The following is a 26879-nucleotide window of genomic DNA, read 5'->3' as shown; positions in this document are numbered from 1 at the left end:
GTTGCAGCGAATTCAGATTTTTTGTGAAGCTTACTGACTTTGAGCAGCAGCGCCGTATTTGATCTTCGCGTCTTTACGCAGGTTTTCCAGCAGCGCTTCGAACGCAATCTGTGCGTTGTTCTGCGTCACGCCTTTGACCATTTCGTCAATCTGCGGCTGTGGCATATTGCCTGCACTGACTTTATCCAGTGCAACCAGCACCACGTTACCCTGCATATCTTCACTCACGCCCCAGGACGGTTTGTTATCCGCTGGTTGTGGCAAGTTGAAGGCAGACTGTGCAACAGGATCCTGCGCGTTGCGATCAAAGGATTTGCTGGCGCTCAGGGTCAAACCTGCAGCTTTCAACACATCCTCTTTACCGGCTTTCAGATCAACCAGCAGTTTATCTGCCTGCGCTTTTGCCTGCTGCGTGGCTTTATCATGCTTCAGGGTATCGGCAATCTGCGCTTTTACCTGATCCAACGGCTTCACCGCTTCCGGTTTGTGCTCGCTGATACGCAGAACAAACGCACGATCTCCATCAACACTGATGATGTCTGAGTTATTACCCGGCGCACCGTTTTGACCCACTAAACCACCGTTGAAGATCGCCTGCTTAACCTGATCGAAATCGAGTTCAGCCGGAACCTCATCATGGGTAATCCAGCCGGTTTCAGCCACTTTCAGACCGGAAGCCTGTGCTGCACCTGCCAATGACTCGTTGTCATTGCTGGCCGCTTCACTGACTTTTTGCTGCAGCTTGTAGAAAGCATCAACCGCTTTTTCCTGCTTCACTTTGTCAGCAACGGCATCATGGATCTCAGCAAGCGGTTTGACCTGCTCTGCCTGAACATCATCCAGACGCACCACCAGGAAACCGACTGAAGATTTGATCACCCCAGACAGCTGGCCTTTTTGCGTCAGGTTGGCATTTTTCAGCTCATCCGGCGTGGTACCCGGCTCCAGCCAACCCATATCGCCGCCTTTGCGTGCCGAAATTGGATCGATGGATTTGCTTTTTGCCAGCGTGGCGAAGTCTTCACCCTTCTTCAGCGCATCCAGAACTGCCGTCGCATCTGCTTCGGTTTTGGTCTGAATCACACTGTAGCGATTGCGCTGCGGCTGTGAGTAGTCGGCTTTGTGTTGATCGAACCAGCTCTGGATATCCGCTTCGCTCACCGTTTCCTGCATGCTGGCTGCATCCATCTTGATGTAGCTCACGCGGAACTGCTCAGGCGCCATAAAGCTGTTCTGATGCTGCTGGTAATACTGATTGATCTCATCATCACTGGCAGTTTGTTTTGCTGCCAGCGCGTTGACATCAATCACTGCCTGACGCACTTCACGCTGCTGTGACACCAGATCCACCAGCTTGCTGGTTTCCCCTTTCAGCATGAAATCGGTATTGGCCACCGCATTGATCAACTGCTGCGTCGCTAACTGCTTGCGCAGCGCTGCCGCGTATTGATCCGCAGTAAAGCCCATCTGGGTGATTAAGCCGTTGTATTTCGCGTTGTCAAACTTGCCGTTGGTCTGGAAGGCTTTTTGATCAAAGATCGCTTGTTTGATCTGTTCATCGCTGATGCCAATCTTCAGATCTTTAATGTATTGATCGAGCAATGCCTGATCAATCAGCTGTGACAGCGCCTGCTGGCGCATCTGCTGCATATAGCCTTCGTTGCTGGCCAACTGCGAGAATTGATCGCCCAGCATCTGCTGCTGACGATTACGCTCGTTGTTATAGCCCTGCTCAAGCTCTGCACGGCTAATTTCATGGCCATTAACTTTGGCGGCATAATCACTGCCACCGCCGATCAGGTAGTTGCCCACCCCGGTCAATACGAAAGACAGGATGATCAATCCCAGAATGATCTTGAGCACGACATGATTCGACGCCGCGCGTAAATTGTCCATCATGGTATGACAACACTCCGCTGTAGTGTGAATGTAAAGCTCTGACACGATGTCATCATCGTGCAACTGCTGTTCAGGCTGGCAGTTGGCAACCATGCGGAGACAATAGCCTAAGGCCATCGCCGCGCATCAAGAATAAAAAAGGCACATCAAAAATGATGTGCCCGTATGTTACATGAGAACGGCTTTTTCGTCCTCAATCCATAGAAGAAAATGCTTCAATGGATGTATCAGCGGTCATTAATTGACTGAGTCTTTCAGTGCTTTACCTGCACGGAAGCCCGGTACTTTACCAGCCGGGATGGTGATCTCTTTACCAGTTTGCGGGTTACGGCCCGTACGAGCAGCACGCTCACGTACAGAGAAAGTACCGAAACCAACCAGTGCAACTTCATCACCGCCTTTCAGCGCGTCAGAAACAGAGCCCATGAATGCATCTAATACACGTCCCGCTGCTGCTTTAGAAATGTCAGCGTCTGCAGCAATTTTGTCGATCAACTGTGACTTATTCACTCTCTTCATCCCCTCTTTTATTATTCACATCGCACCCGCGCTTCCCGCCCGGTGCGAACGCGCAGCCAGTTATATCAAGCCTGTGGAGCTGAGACAACGGTATTCATCTTAATCGTTGATCCAGCAGCCCCTTAAATTAGCGGCACAAAAAAAGCTGGCAAGCACCATTTGGCCTGCCAGCTTCGGTTTTTAGCGGTTTTTGCCGTTAATCACTATTTTGCCGTCGCAACCTGCATTCCGTAAGGCGCATTTTCCAGTGCCAGGTTCAGCACTTCTTCAATACGCTTCACAGGATGGATGGTCAGATCGGCAATCACGTTCTGTGGAATTTCTTCCAGATCACGTTTGTTTTCGTCCGGGATTAGCACGGTTTTGATGCCGCCGCGATGTGCTGCCAGCAACTTCTCTTTCAGGCCGCCAATCGGCAGTACCTGACCACGTAAGGTGATCTCACCGGTCATTGCCACATCGGAACGTACTGGGTTACCCGTCAGGCATGAAACCAGCGCGGTACACATGGCGATACCTGCGCTTGGACCGTCCTTCGGTGTTGCCCCTTCCGGTACGTGCACGTGAATATCACGCTTCTCATGGAAATCGCCGTTGATACCGAGTTTATCCGCACGTGCACGAACCACCGTCAGCGCCGCCTGGATAGACTCCTGCATCACTTCACCCAGCGAACCGGTGTAAGTCAGTTTACCTTTGCCCGGTACGCAGGCGGTTTCGATGGTCAGCAGATCGCCGCCCACTTCCGTCCACGCCAGACCCGTGACCTGACCCACGCGGTTTTCAGTATCCGCGCGACCATAGTCAAAGCGCTGTACGCCCAGGAAGTCGTTAAGGTTTTCACCGTTAATCTTGATGCTCTTCTTGGTCTTGTCCATCAGCAGGGTTTTCACCGCTTTACGACACAGCTTGGAGAGTTCACGTTCCAGGCTACGCACGCCCGCTTCACGGGTGTAATAGCGGATAATGCCGATGATGGCGCTATCGTCAACGCTGATCTCTTTCTCTTTTAGCGCGTTACGCTCAATCTGCTTCGGCAGTAAGTGCTGCTTGGCGATGTTCAGTTTTTCATCTTCGGTATAACCCGAGAGACGAATCACTTCCATACGGTCCAGCAGCGGTGCCGGGATGTTCATGGAGTTTGACGTCGCCACAAACATTACGTCAGAGAGATCGTAATCCACTTCCAGATAGTGATCGTTAAACGCGATATTCTGTTCTGGATCCAGCACTTCCAGTAATGCAGAAGCCGGATCGCCGCGCATATCAGATGACATCTTATCGATCTCATCCAGCAGGAACAGCGGGTTTTTCACGCCGACTTTCGCCATCTTCTGAATCAGTTTGCCCGGCATAGAACCGATATAAGTACGACGATGTCCGCGGATTTCCGCTTCATCGCGCACGCCGCCCAGTGCCATACGCACATATTTACGGCCGGTGGCTTTAGCAATTGACTGACCCAGCGAGGTTTTACCTACTCCTGGCGGTCCGACGAGGCACAGAATCGGCCCTTTGATTTTGCTGACGCGACTCTGCACCGCGAGGTACTCAAGGATGCGGTCTTTGACGCGTTCTAAACCGTAGTGGTCGATATCCAGCGTTTCCTGCGCTTTCAGCAGGTCTTTTTTCACTTTGCTGCGCGCGACCCACGGAACCTGAACCATCCAATCGATGTAGCCGCGAACCACCGTCGCTTCTGCGGACATCGGCGACATCATCTTCAGCTTCTGCAGTTCAGCTTCGGCTTTTTCACGTGCTTCAGTCGGCATTTTTGCCGCTTCAATTTTACGTTTCAGCGCTTCGTATTCATCCGGCGCATCATCCATTTCGCCCAGCTCTTTCTGAATGGCTTTCATTTGCTCATTCAGATAGTACTCACGCTGGCTTTTCTCCATCTGCTTTTTCACGCGGTTGCGAATGCGTTTCTCAACCTGCAGCAGATCGATTTCAGATTCCATCATCGCCATCAGATATTCCAGACGCTCGTTCACGTCGGACATCTCCAGCACTGACTGCTTATCAGCCAGCTTCAGCGGCATATGCGCTGCCACGGTGTCGGCGAGACGCGCCGCATCGTCAATGCTGTTCAGTGAGGTTAATACCTCAGGTGGAATTTTTTGTTCAGTTTGATGTAGCCTTCAAACTGATTGATGGCCGTACGCACCAGCACTTCCTGCTCGCGCTCTTCAATTTCTGGCGAGATCAGGTATTCGGCCTGGGCAACAAAATGGTCGCCATTGTCAGCCAGCGTGGTGATGTGCGCACGCTGCAAGCCTTCAACCAGCACTTTTACCGTGCCGTCGGGTAGCTTGAGCATCTGCAGTACGGAAGCGACGGTCCCTACCGAGAAGAGATCGTTAATACCAGGTTCATCCGTTGAAGCCTCTTTCTGGGCAACCAGCATGATCTTCTTGTCATGATCCATCGCCGCTTCAAGGCAACGAATCGATTTTTCCCGACCAACAAACAACGGAATTACCATGTGCGGATAAACCACCACGTCGCGCAAAGGCAACACGGGGATTTCAATGCGTTCAGAACGCTCAGGATTCATAGAGCTCTCTCTTAGTTTAATGTCCGCCAGGTGATGGGTACCGCGTAAAAGAAGTTTGCAGTTCAACCCACAGGATATTGAGTATATGGGGATGCTTGGTCGACATTCAATGTCACGGGAGAGAGAAAAACAAAAGGGGAAACATTTTCCCCTTTTTTAAGATAACAACATGGTTCGATTGTTTATTTATTCGCCAGAAGCCTGAGCTTCATGCTTACCATAAATCAACATCGGCTCGGATTGACCGTCAATCACTGACTCATCAATCACCACTTTTTCCACGTCATCCATCGATGGCAGATCGTACATGGTTTCCAGCAGCGCACCTTCAACAATAGAACGCAGGCCACGTGCACCGGTTTTACGGGACATCGCTTTCTTCGCAATCGCTGTCAGCGCTTCGTCGCGGAACTCCAGCTCAACGCCTTCCAGGTTAAACAACGCCTGGTACTGTTTGGTCAACGCATTCTTCGGCTCACGCAGGATCTGAATCAGCGCTTCTTCACTCAGCTCATTCAGTGTCGCCACAACAGGCAGACGACCGATAAACTCAGGAATCAGACCAAATTTAATCAAATCTTCAGGCTCAACCTGCGACAGCAACTCGCCTTCGCTGGCTTTCTGGGATTTGCCCTTCACCGTTGCGCCAAAGCCGATACCGGTTCCGGTCTCAACACGCTGGGAAATCACTTTATCGAGGCCAGCAAATGCGCCACCGCAGATAAACAGAATTTTTGAGGTATCAACCTGCAAGAATTCCTGCTGCGGGTGCTTACGTCCACCCTGTGGCGGAACGGCTGCCACGGTGCCTTCGATCAGTTTTAGCAAGGCTTGCTGTACACCTTCACCTGATACGTCACGCGTGATTGACGGGTTGTCTGACTTACGAGAAATCTTGTCAATTTCATCGATGTAGACAATGCCGCGCTGTGCTTTCTGCACATCGTAATCACACTTCTGCAGCAGTTTCTGGATGATGTTTTCCACATCTTCGCCCACGTAACCGGCTTCGGTCAGTGTGGTCGCATCTGCCATGGTAAACGGAACATCCAGCAGGCGTGCCAGGGTTTCAGCCAGCAACGTTTTACCGCTACCGGTTGGACCGATCAGCAGAATGTTACTTTTACCCAGCTCAATACCGTTGCTGGTATCGCCATTGCGCAGACGTTTGTAGTGGTTGTAAACCGCAACCGCCAGCACTTTTTTCGCCTTTTCCTGACCGATGACGTAATCATCTAAATGATGACGAATTTCATGCGGCGTCGGCAGTGCACTGCGCTCACGATGCGGAGCGACTTCTTTGATCTCTTCGCGAATGATGTCATTGCATAAATCAACACACTCGTCGCAAATATACACTGACGGCCCGGCAATCAGCTTACGGACTTCATGCTGGCTTTTGCCGCAGAAAGAGCAGTACAGCAACTTACCTGAACCGTCTTTGCGCTTATCTGTCATCAGCTAACCTCTTTTCTTTCTCAGACTCAATTTGGTGTACGGCACTGGCCGTACATCAACGGCCGTATTCATTCAACCCAACTACCTGCCCCGTTAACTATAGCGTAAGGGGCAGCCAGATGTGTCTTATTGGCGATGCGTCAGGATGGAATCGACCAAGCCATACTCTACCGCTTCGCTGGCTGAGAGGAAACGATCGCGCTCGGTGTCGCGTTCAATCTCTTCCAGTGATTTGCCGGTGTGTTCAGCCATCAACTCATTCATACGCTGTTTCACTTTCAGAATTTCACGCGCATGGATTTCAATGTCCGTCGCCTGGCCCTGATAGCCGCCCAGCGGCTGGTGAATCATCACGCGGGAATTCGGCAAGCAGAAACGTTTGCCTTTGGTGCCTGCGGTTAGCAGGAACGCACCCATCGAACAAGCCTGACCCATACAAATGGTGCTGACGTCCGGCTTGATGAATTTCATGGTGTCATAAATCGACATTCCGGCAGTAATCACGCCACCTGGCGAGTTAATGTAGAGATAAATGTCTTTTTCAGGATTCTCAGCTTCCAGAAACAGCATCTGCGCCACGATCAGGTTGGCCATATGATCTTCAACCTGGCCGGTCAGGAAGATCACACGCTCTTTGAGCAGGCGGGAGTAGATGTCGTAAGAACGCTCGCCGCGCGAGGTTTGTTCGACCACCATTGGCACCAGCGCCATGTGCGGTGCAGTAAATTCACGATCGCCACTGTATGACATTACCGTCTCCTGATAAATTTCATTGGCAACATTCTGTACCGATATTACGTGAGGCGCGCCGGGAAAACTATGCGCTGCCCCCTCACTCCGACATAACAGGACGGTTAATCAGCCAGTCTCACTGTTCTCATGCATGCTCCCTCTATCTGGGGATGCTGCCCAGTTGTTTCAAGCATAACAACCTTTTGCCCATTCGCTAACACGGAAAAAGAGCTTAGCGAAAGATTTGCCGATTAATTAAGCAAATAGAGGACAAATCTGTGCGGTTTGGGCCAGAAAAGAAAAAAGCCCGCGACTTTTCAGTCGCGGGCTCCGCACTTTCGGTTAACTAACGAATCAGGCCGCTGAGGTCTGGTTCATCAGTTCCTGGAAGTTGGTTGCTTTGTCGGTCACTTTGGCTTTCGCCAGTACCGCTTCAACAGCCTGCTCTTCCAGAGCAACGTTGCGCATGTTGTTCATCAGCTCGTTGTTCTTGCTGTAGAACTCAATCACTTCCTGCGGATCTTCGTAAGCAGAAGCCATCTCTTCGATCAGCGCTTTAACGCGGTCTTCGTCAGCTTTCAGCTCGTTGATGCGAATCACTTCGCCCAACAGCAGACCGACAACAACGCGACGTTTAGCCTGCTCTTCGAACAGTTCACGTGGCAGCTCGAAAGCTTGCTTCTCGTTGCCACCGAAACGCTGCGCAGCCTGGCGACGCAGTACGTCGATTTCGCCGTCGATCAACGCAACAGGAACATCGATGTCATTGGCTTCAACCAAACCATCAATCGCCTGAGACTTCACGCGGTTACGGATAGCGCCTTTCAGCTCGCGATCCATGTTCTTACGCACTTCTGCACGCAGACCAGCAACTGAACCATCTTCAACGCCAAAGCGCTTGATGAACTCTTCAGTCAGCTCTGGCAGCTCGCGAGTTTCCACTTTCTTCAGCACGATTTCGAACTTCGCATCTTTCCCTTTCAGGGTTTCAGCGTGGTAATCGTCTGGGAATTTCACGTCGATAGTGAAGGTTTCGCCCGCTTTATGGCCAACAACACCTTCTTCGAAGCCTGGGATCATACGACCCTGACCCATCGCCAGCACGAAGTCAGACGCTTTGCCGCCTTCGAACTCTTCGCCGTCAACTGAACCAGAGAAGTCGATGGTTGCGCGATCTTCAGCAGTCGCTGCTGCATCGCTTTCTTTCCAGGTCGCCTGCTGCTTCTGCAGAGTGTCCAGCATGGTGTCAACGTCAGCATCAGTGACTTCAACAACTGGCTTCTCAACTTCGATGGCATCCAGGCCTTTCAGCTCAACTTCTGGGTACACTTCGAACTCAACCGCGTAGGTGAAATCTTCACCTTCTTTGTATTCGCCCGGCACGTAGTTTGGTGCACCAGCTGGGTTGATTTTCTCTTTGATGATGGCGTCAACGAAGTTGCGCGTCATCAGCTCGCCCAGTACGTCCTGGCGAACAGAAGCACCGTAGCGCTGAGAAATGATGTGTGCTGGCACTTTGCCTTTACGGAAACCGTCGATACGGACTTTCTTAGCTACTTCCACCAGTTCTTTCTTCACTGCACTTTCGATGCTGTCAGCTGCAACAGTAATCGAAATGCGACGGCCCAGACCCTGAGTGGTTTCTACTGAAACTGTCATCTTGTTACCTCAAAAAATCACGTGCTCGGTCAACTTCAGACACCACACATTAAATGCGCCGTATCCAACAACCGGGACGGCCTCTGCAGGCAGAACCTAATCCCTGTCACCAGAAGCGTCCCGAAGACATTCCGGAAAAATAGACGCCGCATTATAGCGGCATCGCTGGAATGAGTCGAGGCTGCAAACTCACCACTTTTTAGCGGTTTTGCTGCTTTTTTGCGCCATGGATCGCGTTTGAGGGTAATTAATGAAAAGAAAACGGCCCGCAGGCCGTTTTAGGGGAGGATTGCAGAGGGAATCAGGCAAGGGTGCCGGCACCGCGGCAATTGGGTGATGCCAGTACGGTATCTTGTAGCCCATCCCACTCTTTTTGCGTGTAGGTATGCAAAGCCAGCGCGTGCACGCTGCCTGCGAGTTCTTCCGTCAATTCGCCATAAATAGCGCGATGACGCTGCAGGAATCGCTGGCCGGTAAAGACATCACTGACAATCACCACTTTAAAGTGACTTTCAGAACCAGCGGGCACGTTATGACGGTAGCTCTCATCATGCACTTCAAGATGTGCAGGTTCGAACGCCTTACGCAGCTTTTCTTCTATTTGTTCGCGAATCATTGTTAACACTCCTTAACGGCGAGCGCTGTGCCCATCTGTTTAAATATTAGTAGGTTTTTTGCCCAACCCGCAGGCGCGCCGGAAATAATTGCTGATCTGCTGCGCATCTTAACGAGCTTATTCGTCAGGTCAACGCTGTTACGTGACCGTCTGTCCGAAAAAAGCCTTTACAATCAATTTCCACTGGCACGGGGCTTTTTCGCCGTCGCGCAATGCTATGATGGCCGCAGTTTTGCAAACCAACCCATATGCTAACGAGAATGAGTATGTTGAAAAAACTGTTATTCCCTCTGCTGGCTGCTTTTATTTTGGCCGGCTGTGCCAGCAATAATACCACCCTTAATATCCAGCCTAAGATCCAACTGCCACAGCAAGACCCAAGTCTGATGGGCGCAACCATCAGTGTGAACGGTGCCGATCAGCGTTCCGATCAGGCATTGGCGAAAGTGAACCGCGATGGCCAATTGGTAACGCTGACGCCTTCACGCGACCTGCGCTTCCTGCTGCAGGAAGTGCTGGAAAAGCAAATGACGTCACGTGGCTATATGATCGGTCCAAACGGTGCGGTTGACCTGCAGATTGTCGTCAATGGTCTTTACGCTGATGTGACTCAAGGCAACGTGCGCTACAGCATTACGACCAAGGCAGACATCTCCATCATTGCCACCGCTAAAAACGGTAACAAGCAGGTTAAAAACTACCGTCAGACTTACAGCGTAGAAGGCGCATTCACCGCCACCAACGCGAAGATCACCAACGCGGTTAACTCTACCCTGAGTGACGTGATTGCTGATATGGCGCAGGACACTAGCGTTCACGAGTTTATCAAACAGAACGCCCGCTAATTCCTCAGCTATTCTGCCCGGTCATCGCTGGCCGGGCATCATTTCAGGTTGGTTATGACTTCTCACTATCTGCGCATTTTCACCCAACGTAACGCAGCGGTATTGCTGCTATTGGGTTTTGCTTCTGGCTTGCCGCTGGCACTCACGGCCGGAACCTTACAGGCGTGGATGACGGTTGAGAATGTCGATCTGAAAACCATCGGTTTCTTCTCCCTTGTTGGCCAGGCTTACGTGTTTAAGTTTCTGTGGTCGCCAATGATGGATCGTTACACCCCGCCCTTTATGGGGCGTCGCCGTGGCTGGCTGCTGGTGACACAGCTGGCGCTCATCGCCGGGATTATTGCGATGGGCTTTATGCAACCCGCCGGCGATCTGACGCTACTGGCTGCACTGGCCGTGGTTGTGGCCTTCTGCTCTGCCTCGCAGGACATCGTGTTTGATGCCTGGAAAACCGATATTTTGCCACCCGAAGAGCGCGGCAGCGGTGCGGCGATTACCGTACTCGGCTATCGATTGGCGATGCTGATCTCCGGTGGTTTGGCGTTGTGGCTGGCAGATCGTTATCTCGGCTGGCAAGCCACTTACTGGTTGATGGCGCTGCTGATGGTGCCAGGTCTGATCGCGACCTTTCTGGCGAAGGAGCCCGCGACTCCCGCGCGTGAACCCCATACCCTGCGCCAGGCGGTTTCATTTCCGCTTAAAGACTTCTTCCTGCGTAACAATGCCTGGCTGCTGATCACCTTAATCATCCTTTATAAGCTGGGGGATGCTTTTGCGGCGTCACTCGCCACCACCTTTCTGATTCGTGGCGTGGGCTTCAGCGCGGGCGATGTGGGGTTGGTCAACAAAACGCTCGGCCTGTTGGCGACCATCATTGGTGCACTTTACGGTGGCGTGTTGATGCAGCGCCTGAGCCTGTTCCGCGCCCTGATGATTTTTGGTGTCTTGCAGGCTGTTTCGAACTTCGCCTACTGGCTGCTGGCCGTCACGCCTGCGCATCTGTGGAGCATGGCGAGCGCGGTGTTTATTGAAAATCTGTGCGGTGGCATGGGCACTGCCGCCTTCGTGGCGTTGTTAATGACGCTGTGTAACAAATCCTTCTCCGCTACGCAGTTTGCCTTGCTCTCGGCACTTTCCGCTGTAGGCCGTGTTTACGTGGGTCCTGCCGCGGGCTGGTTAGTGGAACTGTGGGGCTGGCCAACATTTTATGCCTTCACAGTATTTGCCGGAGTACCTGGTTTGCTTTTGCTGTGGGTCTGCCGCGGTACGTTGCAAGCCATTCAGCAAAGCGGGGAATTTGTGATGCGCAGCCTTTGGCCACAAGGGTATCGCTGGACGGTGCGCCTGTTCAGCACGGGCTGCGTTTTCCTGGCGCTGTGGCTGCTGGCACTGGCGCTAAATGCCACCGATATCTTGCACTTAGAGAATTTGCTGGCCCCCCTTTTTGAAGCTGGCATGGCACTGGCTTTGGCCGCCGTTGCCCTGGGTGTGATTTTAGATTGTTTGGCATTAAGAAAAATGCCGGGAAAAAATCTGAGTTAAGTAATGATAATTTGCCAGTCGAAAAATATTTGGCTAAAAAAATAACAATGAACTCATTTTAACGAATAGCATTTTTTTCATCGCGAAAAAGAAACATTAAATTAACAACCTTAGATAATATTAAAATCCGGTGCGCAATTACTTTGTAGAAAAGTCATCACCCAAATGCTACATAATTGTTAAATAAATGAGCATTAACAGTACGGTTTATGCTTTCCCTGATTTTTCTGCGGTTTCTATCATTGATTTTTGTTATATTGACGCCAACTGCTTGTCGCGATTAATAATTTGTCACCCTGCGCAACATCTGTGACACCCTTAGCAAAAGGTGTCAACAGCCTTCTGACACATCCTTAAGCTGGTTTACACTGCATAAACCTTCCCGTAAAATGCGCGCACACTTAAACGACAATAGAGCCCTTTGTCATTGAGGTCGTTAAATGAGACTCAGTAAATACAATAAAAGTTTGGGGATTTTGTCATTAATTGCAGGCGCTGTATTACTCAGTGGCTGTGATAGTGCGTTGTTAAATCCCAAAGGACAGGTTGCACTGGAGCAACGTTCGTTGATTCTGACAGCTTTCGGCTTGATGATGATCGTGGTTATCCCGGCAGTCTTCATGGCGGTATTTTTTGCTTGGAAATATCGGGCAACAAATACTAACGCAACATATAGCCCTAACTGGTCACACTCTAATAAAGTGGAAGCCGTGGTCTGGACCATTCCGATCCTGATCATTATCTTCCTCGGCGTGCTGACCTGGAAATCGACCCACGCGCTTGAGCCTAGCAAACCGCTGGTTTCTGACGTGAAGCCGATTGAGATCGATGTGGTGGCGCTGGACTGGAAATGGCTGTTTATTTACCCTGAGCAGGGTATTGCAACCGTGAACCAGATTGCCTTCCCGGCAAACACTCCGGTGAACTTCAAGATCACTTCCAACTCCGTAATGAACTCCTTCTTTATTCCTACGCTTGGCAGCCAGATTTACGCCATGGCCGGTATGCAGACTAAACTGCATCTCATCGCCAATGAGCCAGGAACATTCGACGGTATCTCTGCGAACTTCAGTGGTCGCGGTTTCTCTGGTATGAAGTTCAAAGCCATTGCAACCAAAGACGATGCGGAATTCCAGCAGTGGGTTGCCAAAGTTAAAGCGGCACCTAACGCGCTGACCACCATGGATGATTTCGAGAAATTGGCTGCGCCAAGCGAAAATCACCCGGTGGAATATTTCTCTACTGCTACTCCTGAACTGTTCAAGCAAGTGATTGATAAGTTCAAGATGAGCCACGGGAATATGGACATGCCAGAGCATAAAGGCATGGACATGAATCACGCCGCTGCTGCGGGAGCCGAGGAATAATACGATGTTAGGAAAATTAACACTGGATGCAGTGCCATACCACGAACCCATTATCGTGGTTACGGTTGCCGCTATCATCTTAGGTGGTCTGGCACTGGTTGCCGCGATTACCTACTTTGGTAAGTGGCAGTATCTGTGGTCAGAATGGTTCACCTCCATTGACCACAAAAAACTGGGTATCATGTACATCATCATGGCTTTCGTCATGCTGCTGCGCGGCTTTGCCGATGCAGTAATGATGCGTACCCAACAAGTGATGGCTTCGGCAGGTGAAGCCGGCATACTACCACCGCACCACTACGACCAGATCTTCACGGCTCACGGCGTGATCATGATCTTCTTCGTGGCGATGCCTTTCGTGGTAGGTCTGATGAACATCGCGGTACCGCTGCAAATCGGTGCACGTGACGTTGCCTTCCCGTTCCTGAACAACCTGAGCTTCTGGTTTACCGCGATCGGTGTGATCCTGGTGAACTTGTCTCTGGGTGTGGGCGAGTTCGCACAGACTGGCTGGTTAGCTTATCCACCGCTTTCGGGCGCGGAATACAGTCCTGGCGTCGGGGTCGATTATTGGATCTGGAGTCTCCAGCTATCCGGTATCGGTACGACACTAACCGGTATCAACTTCTTCGTGACCATTCTGAAGATGCGTGCTCCGGGTATGGACCTGTTTAAGATGCCAGTATTTACCTGGGCATCTCTGTGTACTAACGTCCTGATCATCGCAGCGTTCCCGGTTCTGACCGTGACGCTGGCACTGTTGACACTTGACCGTTACCTTGGCTTCCATTTCTTCACCAATGAAATGGGCGGTAACATGATGATGTACGTCAACCTGATTTGGGTCTGGGGTCACCCGGAAGTATACATCCTCGTTCTGCCTGTATTTGGTGTGTTCGCGGAAGTCACTGCAACCTTCTCCAAAAAGCGTCTGTTCGGTTACACCTCACTGGTGTGGGCGACCATCGCGATTACCGTTCTGTCGTTCATCGTTTGGCTGCACCACTTCTTCACCATGGGTGCCGGTGCGAACGTTAACGCCTTCTTCGGTATTATGACGATGATCATCGCGATTCCGACCGGCGTGAAAATCTTCAACTGGCTGTTCACCATGTATCAGGGTCGCGTTGAGTTCCACTCAGCGATGCTGTGGACTATCGGCTTCCTGGTCACCTTCTCTATCGGTGGTATGACGGGTGTTCTGCTGGCGGTTCCAGGTGCGGACTTCATTCTGCACAACAGCCTGTTCCTGATTGCACACTTCCATAACGTGATTATCGGTGGTGTGGTGTTCGGTTGTATGGCTGGCGTGACCTACTGGTTCCCGAAAGCATTCGGCTTCACCCTGAACGAAAAATGGGGTATCCGTGCATTCTGGTTCTGGATCATTGGTTTCTTCGTTGCCTTTATGCCGCTGTACGCACTGGGCTTCATGGGTATGACACGTCGTATCAGCCAGGACATCGATCCTCAGTTCCACTCACTGCTGGTTGTTGCAGCAGGCGGTGCGGCACTGATTGCATGCGGTATCCTGTGCCAGCTGACTCAGTTCTACGTTTCTGTGCGTGACCGCGACCAGAACCGCGATCTGACCGGTGACCCGTGGGGTGGTCGTACGCTGGAGTGGGCAACCTCTTCACCGCCGCCGTTCTACAACTTTGCTGTTATCCCTGAAATCCACGAGCGTGATGCGTTCTGGGAAATGAAAGAGAAAGGCGAAGCGTATAAGCAACCAGAAAAATATGAAGAAATTCATATGCCGAAAAACAGCGGCGCAGCCATTGTTATCGCAGCGTTCATGACCATCTTTGGTTTCGCGATGATCTGGCATATCTGGTGGCTGGCTGGCCTTACCTTCCTGGCCACAATTGTGACCTGGATTGTGAAGAGCTTCGACGAAGACGTGGATTACTACGTTCCGGTTGCTGAAGTTGAGCAGATCGAGAAGAAGCACTTTGACGAAATCAGCAAAGCAGGTCTGAAATAATGTCAACTGAAACTGCAAAACATCACCACGACGCCCATGCGGAGCATGGGCATCACGATGCAGGAGCCAATAAAGTCTTTGGCTTCTGGATCTACCTGATGAGTGACTGCATTATCTTCGCAACCCTGTTTGCGACCTATGCAGTTATGGTCAACAACACTGCCGGTGGCCCGGCAGGTAAAGACATCTTTGAACTGCCGTTTGTGCTGGTTGAAACCGCGCTGCTGCTGCTCAGCTCCATTACTTATGGAATGGCAGTGATTGCGATGAACAACCAGAACAAGGGTTCAGTCATCAGCTGGTTGGCATTGACCTTCCTGTTCGGTGCTGGATTCATCGGCATGGAAATCTATGAATTCCATCACCTGATCAAAGAAGGCTTCGGTCCTGACCGCAGTGGCTTCCTGTCCGCGTTCTTTACGCTGGTCGGTACCCACGGTCTGCACGTGACCTCGGGCCTGATCTGGATGGCAGTGATGATGTTCCAGATTTCTAAACGTGGTCTGACTGCAACCAACCGCACCCGTATCATGTGCCTGAGCTTATTCTGGCACTTCCTGGATGTGGTTTGGATCTGCGTATTCACCGTTGTCTACCTGATGGGAGCCATGTAATGAGTCATTCTGTTAACGAACATGGCGCTTCTCACGGTAGCGTGAAGTCTTACATGATCGGCTTCATCCTCTCTATCATCCTGACCGGTATTCCGTTCTGGATGGTAATGGATGGCGGCGCATCACATGGCACGATTCTGGGTGTGGTTCTGGTGTGTGCGGTGATTCAGGTGCTGGTTCACCTGGTCTACTTCCTGCACTTAGACAGCAAGTCAGAAGGTGGCTGGAACATGGTGGCCATTGTCTTCTCAGCACTCATCATTCTGATTGTTGTTGTCGGCTCACTGTGGATTATGTGGAACCTCAACTACAACATGATGGTTCACTAAAGAGTCACACGTAATGATTAAGCAATACCTGCAAGTAACAAAACCAGGAATTATTTTCGGCAATTTAATTTCTGTGATCGGTGGATTCCTGCTGGCTTCGAAAGGCAGCATTGATTACACCCTGTTTCTCTATTCACTGGTGGGAGTCTCGCTGGTTGTCGCATCAGGTTGTGTATTCAACAACGTGATTGACCGCGATATCGACATCAAGATGGAGAGAACGCGGAACCGTGTTCTGGTCAAAGGCCTGATCTCGGCGAAAGTAAGCCTGGTTTATGCAACCGCATTGGGTATTGCTGGCTTTGCGCTGCTGTATTTCGGTGCTAACCCGCTGGCCATGTGGCTGGCGGTGATGGGCTTCGTCGTTTATGTAGGCATTTACAGCCTGTATATGAAGCGTAACTCCGTCTATGGCACGCTGATTGGTAGCCTCTCTGGCGCTGCGCCGCCGGTAATTGGCTACTGCGCAGTGACCAACCAGTTTGATGCTGGCGCCCTGATCTTACTGGCTATCTTTAGCCTGTGGCAGATGCCGCACTCGTACGCGATTGCGATTTTCCGCTTCAAAGATTATCAGGCTGCCAACATCCCGGTTCTGCCGGTGGTGAAAGGTATCTCAGTGGCTAAAAATCATATTACGCTGTATATCCTGGCGTTTATGATTGCCACCTTGATGCTGACACTCGGCGGCTATGCCGGTTACAAGTATCTGGTGGTGGCTGCGGCAGTGAGTGTCTGGTGGCTGGGCATGGCACTTTCAGGTTACAAAACCTCAAACGATAAAGTTTGGGCGCGTAAACTGTTTGTGTTCTCGATTGTCGCTATCACTGCACTGAGCGTGATGATGTCGGTAGATTTCATGACGCCAGCGTCGAAAGATCTCCTGACTTACGTCTGGTAATACTGCTCCGCAAATCCAGATAGGGCGCGAATTTCGCGCCCTTTCTTTTTGTTACCACTGCTTAAGAACAAATGTTTTACCCGCCCTGCCCTGCTCCCTAAAATGAGAGCAGCAAAATTACAGAGGTTGGAATGAACGATAATAAAATGACGCCAGTAGAGCGACGCGCTACATGGGGTTTAGGCACAGTTTTTTCCCTGCGCATGCTGGGTATGTTTATGGTCCTGCCGGTACTCACCACTTACGGTATGGCATTACAGGGCGCCAGTGAAACCTTAATTGGCCTGGCAATTGGTATCTATGGTCTGGCGCAAGCACTATTCCAGATTCCGTTTGGTCTGCTCTCTGATCGCGTCGGTCGCAAACCGCTCATCGTCGGCGGATTATTAATCTTTGTTGTCGGTAGTGTGATAGCCGCAATGACCACCTCCATCTGGGGGGTGATCCTGGGCCGTGCGCTGCAAGGTTCAGGTGCGATTGCCGCTGCGGTTATGGCGCTGTTGTCTGATCTCACTCGCGAACAGAACCGTACCAAAGCGATGGCGTTCATCGGTATCAGCTTTGGCGTGACCTTTGCGATTGCGATGGTCGTCGGACCGATTGTGACCCACGCATTAGGGCTGCACGCACTATTCTGGATGATCGCTATCCTTGCCAGCCTCGGCATTGTCATCACGCTGCTGGTCGTGCCAAACGCGCCTAATCACTTACTTAATCGTGAGTCCGGCATAGTGAAAGGCAGCATCCGTGCGGTGCTCACCAATCCGAGGCTGTTAAAACTCAACATTGGTATTCTCTGCCTGCACATTTTACTGATGTCGAGCTTTGTGGCTCTGCCGGGTCAATTTGAACAAGCGGGCTTCCCAGCATCTGAGCACTGGAAAGTCTATTTGGTTACCATGCTGGTCGCTTTCGTTATGGTGGTGCCGTTCATCATTTACGCCGAAGTAAAACGCCGCATGAAGCGCGTATTTGTTACCTGCGTGGCGTTGATCATTATCGCGGAGATCGTGCTGTGGGGCGCAGCGGGACATTTCTGGACGCTGGTGATTGGCGTACAGTTGTTCTTCCTGGCATTTAACCTGATGGAAGCCATTCTGCCGTCGCTGATCAGTAAAGAGTCCCCGCCGGGCTATAAAGGCACGGCAATGGGCATTTACTCCACCAGCCAGTTCATTGGCGTGGCGATTGGCGGCAGCATGGGCGGTTGGGTTTTCGGTCACTTTGATGCGCAAACCGTGTTTCTGGTGGGCGCTATTGTGGCGGCTGCGTGGCTGTTTGTGGCGATGTCGATGCAGGAACCACCCTATGTTAGCAGCCTGCGTATGGTGCTGAGCGATGCGGTTTTGGCCGTGCCGAATCTCGAGAAACGCCTGAAAGCACAACCCGGAGTTTCATCGGTGTTCATCGTGCCAGAAGAGAAAAGCGCTTATATCAAGATCGACAGTAAAGTGACGAGCCGCGTTGAGATCGAAGCGCTGCTCGCCAGCTGTTAGTAAGCGGTTGCACACATTGTAGCGGCGCAATTTATTGCGCGATGAATTACGCCGCTGCAAAGCATTACAACGACATATCGACCACGATACGCCCTTCAATCTTACCTGCGTGCATACGAGCAAAGATGTCGTTGATGTTGGTCAGCGGCTCAACCGCCACGTTGGCTTTCACTTTATGACGACCGGCGAAATCCAGCGCTTCCTGCAGATCTTTACGCGTGCCGACAATTGAACCGCGCACCGTAATTCCGTCCAGCACCATATCGAAGATCGACAGGTCAAATTTGCCCGGTGGCAAACCGTTAAGCACCATGGTGCCGCCACGACGCATCGTCCCGATCGCTTGCTCGAACGCCTTCGGTGAAACAGCCGTCACCAGCACGCCGTGCGCACCGCCGAAGCTTTCCTGGAATACTTTAGCAGGATCGACGTTCTTCGCATTCGCCACCACGCTGGCGCCAAGACGTTTAGCAAACGCCAGCTTATCATCGTCGATATCCACCGCAGCCACATTCAGGCCCATCGCTACCGCGTACTGCACCGCCATATGACCGAGACCGCCAATGCCTGACACCACCACCCAATCGCCGGGTTTGGTGTCGGTCATTTTCAGGCCTTTATACACCGTCACGCCGGCACACAGGATTGGGGCAATTTCGTTGTAATCGATGTTGTCAGGAATGATCCCGACATAGTTCGCATCCGCGAGGCAATATTCCGCGAAGCTGCCGTTAACTGAATAACCGGCATTCTGTTGTGACAGACACAGCGTTTCCCAGCTATCAAGACAGTGTTCACAGTGACCACAAGCAGAATACAGCCATGGTACGCCGACACGATCGCCCAGCTTAAGATGTTTTACGCCATCACCGAGTGCCACAATCTGGCCCACGCCTTCATGGCCGGGAATAAACGGTGGATTAGGCTTGATGGGCCAGTCGCCTTCCGCGGCGTGCAGGTCGGTATGGCACACCCCGGTGGCAGCGATTTTCACCAGAACTTGTCCCGGCCCAACCTGCGGTACCGGCACTTGTTCAATCACTAAAGGTTCGCCAAAGGCTTTAACAACAGCGGCTTTCATGGTGGTTTTGATTTGCATATTCATCTTTCACTCTCCATTTGATCGGATGCGGTCTCAGAACAGACCCAAAGGCGCGGTGCCATAGCTGACCAGCAGATTTTTGGTTTGTTGATAGGCGCTGAGCGCCATCTTGTGCGTCTCACGGCCGACGCCCGATTGCTTATAGCCACCGAATGCGGCGTGCGCAGGATAGATGTGATAGCAGTTGGTCCAGACACGACCGGCTTTGATGCCGCGTCCCATGCGGTAAGCCAGATTGGTATCACGCGTCCACACGCCAGCACCCAAGCCAAACTGCGTTTCATTGGCAATCGATAAGGCTTCCGCTTCATCTTTAAAGGTGGTGATGCCAATGACCGGCCCAAAAATCTCTTCCTGGAAACAACGCATCTGGTTAGTGCCTTTGATCAGGGTTGGCTGGATATAGAATCCGTTATCCAGTTCGGCTGCGACGCTGGCGCGATCGCCTCCAGTAAGAATTTGCCCCCCTTCATCGCGCGCGATGTTGATATAAGACAGGATTTTGTCGAATTGCTGACGTGAAGCCTGAGCACCGATCATGGTGTCAGTATCCAACGGATCGCCTCGGCGAATGTTGGCGACTTTGTCCATCACGCGTGCCATAAACGGCTCATAGATCGATTCATGGATCAGCGCACGCGAAGGACAGGTACAGACTTCGCCCTGATTGAAGAAGCCCAGCACCAAACCTTCCACCGCTTTTTCGATAAAGTCGGATTCACCGTCCATCACATCGGCAAAGTAGATGTTCGGCGACTTGCCACCCAGCTCGACGGTGCAGGGAATGATATTTTCAGCGGCACAGGCCATGATGTGACGGCCCACCGGAGTTGATCCGGTAAAGGCAATTTTGGCGATGCGTTTGCTGGTGGCCAGCGCTTCACCGGCTTCACGCCCAAAGCCCTGTACTACGTTAAGTACACCGGCCGGGAACAGATCACCGATCAGTTCCATCAACAGCGTGATGGCCAGTGGCGTTTGCTCAGCAGGCTTCAGCACCACACAGTTACCCGCCGCCAGCGCTGGAGCCAGTTTCCACGCCGCCATCAGTAGCGGGAAATTCCACGGGATAATTTGCCCGACCACGCCCAGCGGTTCGTGGAAGTGATAAGCCACGGTGGTTTCATCAATCTCGGCGGTGCTGCCTTCCTGCGCACGCAAACAACCGGCGAAGTAGCGGAAGTGATCCACCGCCAGCGGCAGGTCAGCGTTCAGGGTTTCACGGATCGGTTTGCCGTTGTCCCAGCTCTCTGCCACGGACAGCAGTTCAAGATTTTTTTCAATGCAGTCGGCCACCTGCAACAGCAGATTGGCGCGATGTTGCACGCTGGTTTTTCCCCAGGCGTCAGCGGCCTGATGAGCAGCGTCCAGTGCTAAATCGATATCACGCGCATCGGAACGTGGAAACTGCGCAATATCGCTGCCATCAACAGGCGAGGTGTTGGTGAAATATTGGCCGCTGAGCGGCTCTATGAATTTGCCCGCAATGAAATTGCCGTAGGTCGCTTTGAAATTAACCAAAGCGCCGGGCGTGCCGGGATGTGCATAACGCATCGCAAACTCCTTAATGTAGGGTCGATTATTCTTAGCTGGCAGCGGCAACCTGTGGGTCAACAGATTGAACAGCCCGCTGCCTGGTAAGCTATTGCAGCGAGCGTGCCAATTTTTTTCAGCTTGTGAATTTTCGAAAAATCGTTTTATCTATCATCGATTTATAAAACAAATAGCCCTTTTAAACGCGTGGTTTCTGTTACCAAAATCACCATCTGTGTTGCGTATCGCAACACCGCAGAAACCAGGCCGCTACAATGCTGCAACACTTTCGCTTAGGCATGAGGTTACCAATGCAGGGAAATTCAGCCGCGTCTGCCGTTAATACCAATCCGCTATTGAGCGACTCCTGGTTCCGTAGCCAGTTGTATGGTCTCGACCGCACCGCCGATGATTTTCCTCGCGTTCGCCAGGGCGAGCTGGCCGATTTACTGGCCAGTAATGCCGGGCTACAGCAGTTCGCCCAGCCGGTGATCAAAAAGCTGGCGCAGAAACTGGCAGAGAAGCAATCCGTGGTGATCCTTTCTGATGCCACCGGCCTGGTGCTGAATACCTTTGGCGATATGCAGTCGATGGAGAAAGCGCAGCGATTCGCGCTCGCTCCCGGCAATTTGTGGAGCGAATGCGGGCGCGGCACCAATGCAATTGGCACCGCGCTGGCGATTGACGATGGCTGTGAAATTGAAGGCCAGCAGCATTTTCTCACTCTGAATCAGGGGCTGTACTGCGCCGCGATGCCATTGCAGATGCCCAACGGCCAGATTGCGGGCGTGCTGGATATCTCCGGCCCTGCGCACTTCCCGCATCCGCAAACCTTCCAGTGGGTGAAAGCCGCCGCTAAACAAATCGAATATCTGTGGGTTAAGCAAAGCCTGCATCCACAGCAGTGGCTGATGAGTCTGCACGTTGAGCCGCACGGCATTGATACCAGCGATGAGCTGCTGCTGGTGTTCTCCGATAATGTACTCACCGCCGCGAACCGCCTGGCAATGCGTGAACTGGCACTGACTGCCGAGCAGTTGGGCACGCTGACTTTCCAGCAGCTGTTTGCTCAGCTCGAACAGCAGGCCAACACCATTCCTTTACCGATTCATTTTGCACAACAGCGCTTCTACTTTCGCCTGCGCGCACCGCACCGCACGCATTTCGCCACCCCGAGCGAACCCGCCGCCGATCTCCCCTTCTCGCTGGGTCGTGATGGCGAAAAATGGTACGCCTGATGAATGCCGGCGTGTCGTTATGCATCCACGGCGAGACTGGCAGCGGCAAAGAGTATGTCAGCCGTGCGCTGCATCAGCAGAGCCGCTGGCGTGAGGGCAAATTTGTCGCCATCAACTGCGCGGCCATTCCGGAAGCACTGATTGAGTCGGAGCTGTTTGGTTATCAACCTGGCGCCTTTACCGGGGCCAGTAAAAATGGCTACATCGGTAAAATCCGTGAAGCCGATGGTGGCGTGCTGTTTCTCGATGAAATTGGTGATATGCCGCTGGCGCTGCAAACCCGTTTGCTGCGCGTACTGCAGGAAAAAGAGGTCGCACCGCTCGGTTCCAGCCGCAGCTGGCCGGTGAATTTTGCAGTGATCTGCGCCACGCACCGTGATCTGGCGCAGCGCGTGGCTGAAGGCGAGTTCCGCGAGGATCTCCTCTATCGCTTGCAGGAATTTTCCATGACTATCCCGCCGCTGCGTGCCTGGCCGGATATCGAAGACTTTATCAGTCGGTTGTGGATTGAGTTGGGCGGCGCAGATCGCGATATCCAGCTTTCCCCAGCACTGCTGACATCACTGGCACAATTGCCATGGCCGGGCAACGTGCGGCAATTGCGCAGTCTGTTGCGCGTACTGCTGGCGTTAGCGGATGAAGGCGAAGAAGTCACCGATGTGCATTTACCGGCCGAGTATCGCCGCGCAACAGTGCTACCGGTGGAGGACAGACAAAGTCATGATGAGCGACTGATCAGCGAAACGCTGCAACGCTTCAATGGCAATATCAGTAAAACGGCGGAGGCATTAGGTGTCGCGCGCAGCACGCTCTATCGACGTGCTGCGCGCGACAAACGCGATTAATCGCGGAAGTTTTTGAACTGGAATGGCTGACCGAGATTGCCACCGCGCACCAGCGCCATCGCACCCTGCAAATCGTCGCGTGATTTACCGGTCACGCGCAGCTCTTCACCCTGAATCTGCGTCTGCACTTTCAGTTTGCTGTCTTTAATCAGCTTCACCAGCTTTTTAGCAATATCACTTTCGATACCCTTTTTCAGCTTGGCTTCCACGCTCCAACTTTTACCGCTGTGAACGATCTCTTCTGGCACTTCAATCGCTGCGCCTTCAATGCCGCGTTTCAACAGCTTTTCACGCAAAATATCCACCAGCTGTTTAACCTGAAAATCAGATTCGCTGGAGATTTTGATGGTCTCATTCTTTTCGTTGAGCTCAATGCTGGCGCTCACGTTGCGGAAATCGAAACGGGTTGAGATCTCACGGCTGGCATTATCCACCGCATTACGCACTTCCGGCAGTTCGACTTCGGAAACGATATCGAAAGATGGCATCTTTTCTTCTCCTGATACTAAAGTGACATGCATAATACGCGTCTTGTGGCGCTAATTAAACACGAGACACGGAAAGCTATACTTAGGGGTGTCGTGAAATTGAGAACCCGCCAGCGGGAGGCAAAATGAAAATTACCGTGTTGGGTTGCGGCGCCCTGGGTCAGATTTGGCTCGCCGCTCTCGCACGCCAGGGACATGAGGTTCAGGGCTGGTTGCGCGTGCCGCAGCCCTATTGCTCGGTGAACGTGGTTGATCCGCAGGGACATGTCAGCAATCACACGTTTATTGCCAACGATCCGCTGTTTCTTGCTGAGAGCCAATTGCTACTGGTCACACTCAAAGCGCCACAGGTTTCCCCGGCAGTGAAAAACCTGCAAAGCGTACTGCCCGCCCATGCGCCGATTCTACTGCTGCACAACGGTATGGGCACGCTGGAAGAGTTGAAAGAGCTGCAACAACCGTTACTGCGCGGTATTACCACCCATGCGGCGATGCGCGATGGCACGGTGATCAAACACATCGCGCATGGCATTACGCATATCGGTCCCACCGGAAGCGAAAGTGCGGCGATGAGCGACATCGCTGATATTCTGCATCAGGCGCTGCCGGACGTGGCCTGGCACGACAACATTGCTTCTGCCAGCTGGCGCAAACTGGCGGTGAACTGTGTGATTAATCCGCTCACCGTTGAACACGATTGCCAGAACGGTGCCCTGCGCGCCTGGCCGGAGCAGATTGCCACGCTGTGCGAAGAGATTGCCTGGGTGATGGAGCGTGAAGGCCAGCACATTGCGGTCGATAACCTACGCGACATCATTTATGACGTCATCGACAGCACCGCAGCGAATACCTCCTCGATGTTGCAGGATGTGCGCGCACAGCGCCTGACAGAAATTGATTACATCACCGGCTACCTGCTGCGCCGCGCGCGCGCGCAGGGCATTTCGTTACCGGAGAACACCCGTTTGTACGACCTGATTAAACGCAAGGAGTCCCAATATGAGCGCGACCGCATCGGTTCTGGTTTGCCTGGCACATGGCAGTGAAGAGATTGAAGCTGTCACCACTATCGACCTGCTGGTCCGCGCCGGCTTAAGCGTCACCACCGCCAGTGTCGAAAGCGATGGCACTCGCGAGATCGTCTGCTCACGTGGCGTGCGTCTGTTGGCAGATGCGCCACTGGTTGAAGTGGCTGATAACGATTATGACGCCGTGGTGCTGCCTGGCGGCCTGAAAGGCGCAGAGACGTTCCGCGACAGCCCATTACTGGTGGAAACGGTGCGCCAGTGCCATCTGTCAGGCCACATCGTCGCGGCCATCTGCGCCGCACCCGGCACGGTGCTGATTCCGCACGATCTGTTCCCGGTGGGCAATATGACCGGCTTTCCTGGCCTGCGCGACACCCTTCCCGACAAACATTGGATGGATCGCCGCGTGGTGTGGGACCCGCGCGTCAATTTGTTAACCAGCCAGGGGCCTGGCACTTCGATTGATTTTGCGCTGAAACTGATTGATCTGTTGGTGGATAAAGAGAAAGCGCGTGAAGTCGCGTCACAGCTGGTATTAGCGGCAGGGATTTATAACTATCAGGAGTTTGAAGAGCGCGAATGAAAAAGGCCGCCAATCTGGCGACCTTTCATCAATCAATCCACTGGGTGCGCCGGTGTGCGCACGCCAGACTTACGGACGATAAACCTTCACATTTTTAAAGCCCTGCTCATGCAGATACAGCGCCTGCAAGCGGCTCATCACGCCGCGATCGCAATACAGCAACCAGGTTTTATCCTGATCCAAATCGCCAAACTGCGTGCTCAGTTTGTAGAAAGGCAGGGATTTCACATCCACGCCTTCCAGCGCCAGCGGTGATGCCTCTTGTTCATCCACGGAGCGGATGTCCAGCACCACATCGTTAGCGGTGAAGGAAACCACCGTTTCCACTTCAACCACTTCTTCCTGCGTCTTCTCAGCGATTTCGCGGATATCAACGTTGCTGGCTTCCTGCACCATGCGATTGAGGATCTCAAAATCGAAGTTTTGTTCTTCCGCCTCGATCTTCGCCTTCACCGCTTTCACGGTTGGGCTTTTCGAAATCACTCCGCAGTATTCCGGCATGGTTTTCGCGAAGTCTTCGGTGCCGATGTGACGTGCTAAATCGATGATGTGCTCTTTATCATGCGAGATAAGCGGACGCAGGATCAGCGTATCCGAGGCGTTATCAATCAGGCGCAGGTTGGTCAGTGTCTGGCTTGAAACCTGGCCCAGCGCTTCGCCGGTCACCAGTGCCTGCACACCGTAGCGCTCAGCGACCATCGACGCTGCACGCACCATCATGCGCTTCAGCACCACGCCCATCTGGCCGTCGTCAATCTTCTCCAGAATCTCACCGACAACAGGCTCGAAGTTGATCGCCACAAAACGTACGCGGTGCGAACGACCGAAACGCTGCCACAAATAATGCGCGACCTGACGAACGCCAATTTCATGCGCGGCCCCGCCGAGGTTGAAGAAGCAGTAATGTACACGGCAGCCACGACGCATCAGCATATAGCTGGAAACGCCGGAGTCGAATCCACCGGAGATCAGTGACAGCACATCTTCCTGAGTGCCAATCGGGAAACCGCCCAGCCCTTCATAACGCCCGGTGATCAACAGCAGTCGATCGTCTTCAATCTCAAGATTGACCGTCTCCTGGGGATTTTTCAGCTGCACGCGTGCGGTCTCAATGTGCTGATTGAGGCCACCACCGACGTAACGCTCTACCTCAGTCGAGCTGAAACTGTGCTTGCCGCGACGCTTCACGCGCACGCAGAAACTTTTCCCTTCCAGACGCTCACGATTCAGCGCCAAAGCCTGCTCGAAGATATCGTGCATATCAGTGTAAGGCTGATCCTCAACCGCCAGCACGTGGTGAATACCGGGAATACGCGTCAGCTCATCGATAACCACAGCGCGTAAGGCTTCTTTCTTCGCACGCACTTCAATGTGGTCCCAATGGCGCACTACGGCGATCTCTTCATCGACGGTACGCAGGGTATTACGAATGTTACCGGTCAGGATTTTGATAAAGCGCAGACGCACCGACTGACTTTTGATGGTGATTTCAGGGAAGAGCTTAATGATAAACTTCATGGCGACACAGCTTCGTTGGGCAA

General features: G+C 52.5%; 20 protein-coding genes and 2 pseudogenes. 11 read left to right on the top strand and 11 right to left on the bottom strand.

Going from position 1 to position 26879, the window contains the following annotated elements:
• Positions 1-30: 30 nt before the first annotated feature.
• The 7 genes and pseudogenes from ppiD to bolA form a co-directional block, all read right to left on the bottom strand.
• Positions 31-1899, bottom strand: a complete 1869-nt coding sequence (gene ppiD, locus HA45_RS03125; protein ID WP_100702715.1) for a peptidylprolyl isomerase — start codon at positions 1897-1899, stop codon at positions 31-33.
• A 237-nt stretch (positions 1900-2136) separates the two neighbouring features.
• Positions 2137-2409, bottom strand: a complete 273-nt coding sequence (gene hupB / locus HA45_RS03120) for a nucleoid-associated protein HU-beta (protein ID WP_034828113.1) — start codon at positions 2407-2409, stop codon at positions 2137-2139.
• Positions 2410-2621: 212 nt separating this feature from the next.
• A pseudogene (gene lon / locus HA45_RS03115) lies at positions 2622-4903 on the bottom strand (endopeptidase La).
• A 258-nt stretch (positions 4904-5161) separates the two neighbouring features.
• Positions 5162-6433, bottom strand: coding sequence for an ATP-dependent protease ATP-binding subunit ClpX (gene clpX, locus HA45_RS03110; protein ID WP_100702281.1), 1272 nt, complete (start codon positions 6431-6433; stop codon positions 5162-5164).
• Between the two features lie 126 nt (positions 6434-6559).
• Positions 6560-7183 carry an ATP-dependent Clp endopeptidase proteolytic subunit ClpP gene (gene clpP, locus HA45_RS03105; protein WP_008103933.1) on the bottom strand — a complete coding sequence of 208 codons (624 nt, stop codon included), beginning with the start codon at positions 7181-7183 and terminating at the stop codon, positions 6560-6562.
• A 336-nt stretch (positions 7184-7519) separates the two neighbouring features.
• On the bottom strand, positions 7520-8824 hold the full coding sequence (tig, locus tag HA45_RS03100) for a trigger factor (RefSeq protein WP_100702280.1): 1305 nt from the start codon (positions 8822-8824) through the stop codon (positions 7520-7522).
• Between the two features lie 301 nt (positions 8825-9125).
• Entirely contained in the window at positions 9126-9440 is a 315-nt protein-coding gene (gene bolA, locus HA45_RS03095) for a transcriptional regulator BolA (RefSeq protein WP_034828103.1), read from the bottom strand.
• Between the two features lie 266 nt (positions 9441-9706).
• Here bolA and HA45_RS03090 point away from each other — a divergent pair, with 266 nt between their 5' ends.
• From HA45_RS03090 to HA45_RS03055, 8 genes are all read left to right on the top strand, one after another.
• Positions 9707-10285, top strand: coding sequence for a lipoprotein (locus tag HA45_RS03090; RefSeq protein ID WP_100702279.1), 579 nt, complete (start codon positions 9707-9709; stop codon positions 10283-10285).
• A 54-nt stretch (positions 10286-10339) separates the two neighbouring features.
• Positions 10340-11827, top strand: a complete 1488-nt coding sequence (gene ampG, locus HA45_RS03085; protein WP_100702278.1) for a muropeptide MFS transporter AmpG — start codon at positions 10340-10342, stop codon at positions 11825-11827.
• 440 nt (positions 11828-12267) lie between these two features.
• Positions 12268-13194 (top strand): cytochrome o ubiquinol oxidase subunit II, encoded by a 927-nt coding sequence (cyoA, locus tag HA45_RS03080; RefSeq protein WP_100702277.1) that lies wholly within the window; start codon positions 12268-12270, stop codon positions 13192-13194.
• Between the two features lie 4 nt (positions 13195-13198).
• The gene (gene cyoB, locus HA45_RS03075) at positions 13199-15181 is read left to right on the top strand and encodes a cytochrome o ubiquinol oxidase subunit I (RefSeq protein ID WP_100702276.1); all 1983 of its coding nucleotides are present in this window, start codon (positions 13199-13201) and stop codon (positions 15179-15181) included.
• On the top strand, positions 15181-15795 hold the full coding sequence (locus HA45_RS03070; protein ID WP_007886985.1) for a cytochrome o ubiquinol oxidase subunit III: 615 nt from the start codon (positions 15181-15183) through the stop codon (positions 15793-15795). Before cyoB ends, HA45_RS03070 begins: the two co-directional genes overlap by 1 nt.
• Complete coding sequence (locus tag HA45_RS03065) at positions 15795-16124, top strand: cytochrome o ubiquinol oxidase subunit IV (RefSeq protein ID WP_100702275.1); 330 nt, start codon at positions 15795-15797, stop codon at positions 16122-16124. The genes HA45_RS03070 and HA45_RS03065 overlap by 1 nt, the downstream gene beginning before the upstream one ends.
• A 13-nt stretch (positions 16125-16137) precedes the next feature.
• Positions 16138-17025, top strand: a complete 888-nt coding sequence (gene cyoE, locus HA45_RS03060) for a heme o synthase (RefSeq protein WP_039330043.1) — start codon at positions 16138-16140, stop codon at positions 17023-17025.
• Positions 17026-17156: 131 nt separating this feature from the next.
• Positions 17157-18521, top strand: coding sequence for an MFS transporter (locus tag HA45_RS03055; RefSeq protein ID WP_100702274.1), 1365 nt, complete (start codon positions 17157-17159; stop codon positions 18519-18521).
• Positions 18522-18585: 64 nt separating this feature from the next.
• Here HA45_RS03055 and adhP read toward each other — a convergent pair whose 3' ends face one another.
• Together adhP and exaC are read right to left on the bottom strand one after the other, a co-directional pair.
• The gene (gene adhP / locus HA45_RS03050) at positions 18586-19620 is read right to left on the bottom strand and encodes an alcohol dehydrogenase AdhP (RefSeq protein ID WP_205960957.1); all 1035 of its coding nucleotides are present in this window, start codon (positions 19618-19620) and stop codon (positions 18586-18588) included.
• A gap of 36 nt (positions 19621-19656) precedes the next feature.
• Positions 19657-21177 carry an acetaldehyde dehydrogenase ExaC gene (gene exaC / locus HA45_RS03045; RefSeq protein WP_100702272.1) on the bottom strand — a complete coding sequence of 507 codons (1521 nt, stop codon included), beginning with the start codon at positions 21175-21177 and terminating at the stop codon, positions 19657-19659.
• Positions 21178-21467: 290 nt separating this feature from the next.
• On the opposite strand from exaC, the pseudogene HA45_RS03040 reads away from it, so the two are divergent.
• A pseudogene (locus HA45_RS03040) lies at positions 21468-23239 on the top strand (sigma-54-dependent Fis family transcriptional regulator).
• Here the strand turns inward: HA45_RS03040 and HA45_RS03035 are convergent.
• The gene (locus HA45_RS03035; RefSeq protein ID WP_100702270.1) at positions 23236-23727 is read right to left on the bottom strand and encodes a YajQ family cyclic di-GMP-binding protein; all 492 of its coding nucleotides are present in this window, start codon (positions 23725-23727) and stop codon (positions 23236-23238) included. The pseudogene HA45_RS03040 and the gene HA45_RS03035 sit on opposite strands and share 4 nt — an antisense overlap.
• A gap of 125 nt (positions 23728-23852) precedes the next feature.
• Between HA45_RS03035 and panE the strand changes: the two genes are divergently transcribed.
• A complete protein-coding gene (gene panE, locus HA45_RS03030) occupies positions 23853-24773 on the top strand; it encodes a 2-dehydropantoate 2-reductase (RefSeq protein WP_100702269.1) in 921 nt (306 codons plus the stop codon).
• Positions 24727-25338: a protein deglycase YajL gene (gene yajL / locus HA45_RS03025; RefSeq protein ID WP_100702268.1), complete on the top strand. Its 612-nt coding sequence runs from the start codon at positions 24727-24729 to the stop codon at positions 25336-25338. The genes panE and yajL overlap by 47 nt, the downstream gene beginning before the upstream one ends.
• Before the next feature lie 69 nt (positions 25339-25407).
• Here the strand turns inward: yajL and thiI are convergent, their stop codons facing one another.
• Positions 25408-26856 carry a tRNA uracil 4-sulfurtransferase ThiI gene (thiI, locus tag HA45_RS03020; RefSeq protein WP_100702267.1) on the bottom strand — a complete coding sequence of 483 codons (1449 nt, stop codon included), beginning with the start codon at positions 26854-26856 and terminating at the stop codon, positions 25408-25410.
• Positions 26857-26879: the final 23 nt, after the last annotated feature.

The sequence above is a fragment of the Pantoea rodasii genome (genome assembly GCF_002095465.1).
Taxonomy (GTDB): domain Bacteria; phylum Pseudomonadota; class Gammaproteobacteria; order Enterobacterales; family Enterobacteriaceae; genus Pantoea; species Pantoea rodasii.
This window is presented reverse-complemented; position numbering and strand designations above follow the sequence as displayed.

Coding starts and splice junctions, on each gene's coding strand:
- ppiD (WP_100702715.1), bottom strand. CDS start 1,899: ATGATGGACAATTTACGCGCGGCGTCGAATCATGTCGTGCTCAAGATC.
- clpX (WP_100702281.1), bottom strand. CDS start 6,433: ATGACAGATAAGCGCAAAGACGGTTCAGGTAAGTTGCTGTACTGCTCT.
- clpP (WP_008103933.1), bottom strand. CDS start 7,183: ATGTCATACAGTGGCGATCGTGAATTTACTGCACCGCACATGGCGCTG.
- tig (WP_100702280.1), bottom strand. CDS start 8,824: ATGACAGTTTCAGTAGAAACCACTCAGGGTCTGGGCCGTCGCATTTCG.
- bolA (WP_034828103.1), bottom strand. CDS start 9,440: ATGATTCGCGAACAAATAGAAGAAAAGCTGCGTAAGGCGTTCGAACCT.
- HA45_RS03090 (WP_100702279.1), top strand. CDS start 9,707: ATGTTGAAAAAACTGTTATTCCCTCTGCTGGCTGCTTTTATTTTGGCC.
- ampG (WP_100702278.1), top strand. CDS start 10,340: ATGACTTCTCACTATCTGCGCATTTTCACCCAACGTAACGCAGCGGTA.
- cyoA (WP_100702277.1), top strand. CDS start 12,268: ATGAGACTCAGTAAATACAATAAAAGTTTGGGGATTTTGTCATTAATT.
- cyoB (WP_100702276.1), top strand. CDS start 13,199: ATGTTAGGAAAATTAACACTGGATGCAGTGCCATACCACGAACCCATT.
- HA45_RS03070 (WP_007886985.1), top strand. CDS start 15,181: ATGTCAACTGAAACTGCAAAACATCACCACGACGCCCATGCGGAGCAT.
- HA45_RS03065 (WP_100702275.1), top strand. CDS start 15,795: ATGAGTCATTCTGTTAACGAACATGGCGCTTCTCACGGTAGCGTGAAG.
- cyoE (WP_039330043.1), top strand. CDS start 16,138: ATGATTAAGCAATACCTGCAAGTAACAAAACCAGGAATTATTTTCGGC.
- HA45_RS03055 (WP_100702274.1), top strand. CDS start 17,157: ATGAACGATAATAAAATGACGCCAGTAGAGCGACGCGCTACATGGGGT.
- adhP (WP_205960957.1), bottom strand. CDS start 19,620: ATGCAAATCAAAACCACCATGAAAGCCGCTGTTGTTAAAGCCTTTGGC.
- exaC (WP_100702272.1), bottom strand. CDS start 21,177: ATGCGTTATGCACATCCCGGCACGCCCGGCGCTTTGGTTAATTTCAAA.
- HA45_RS03035 (WP_100702270.1), bottom strand. CDS start 23,727: ATGCCATCTTTCGATATCGTTTCCGAAGTCGAACTGCCGGAAGTGCGT.
- panE (WP_100702269.1), top strand. CDS start 23,853: ATGAAAATTACCGTGTTGGGTTGCGGCGCCCTGGGTCAGATTTGGCTC.
- yajL (WP_100702268.1), top strand. CDS start 24,727: ATGAGCGCGACCGCATCGGTTCTGGTTTGCCTGGCACATGGCAGTGAA.
- thiI (WP_100702267.1), bottom strand. CDS start 26,856: ATGAAGTTTATCATTAAGCTCTTCCCTGAAATCACCATCAAAAGTCAG.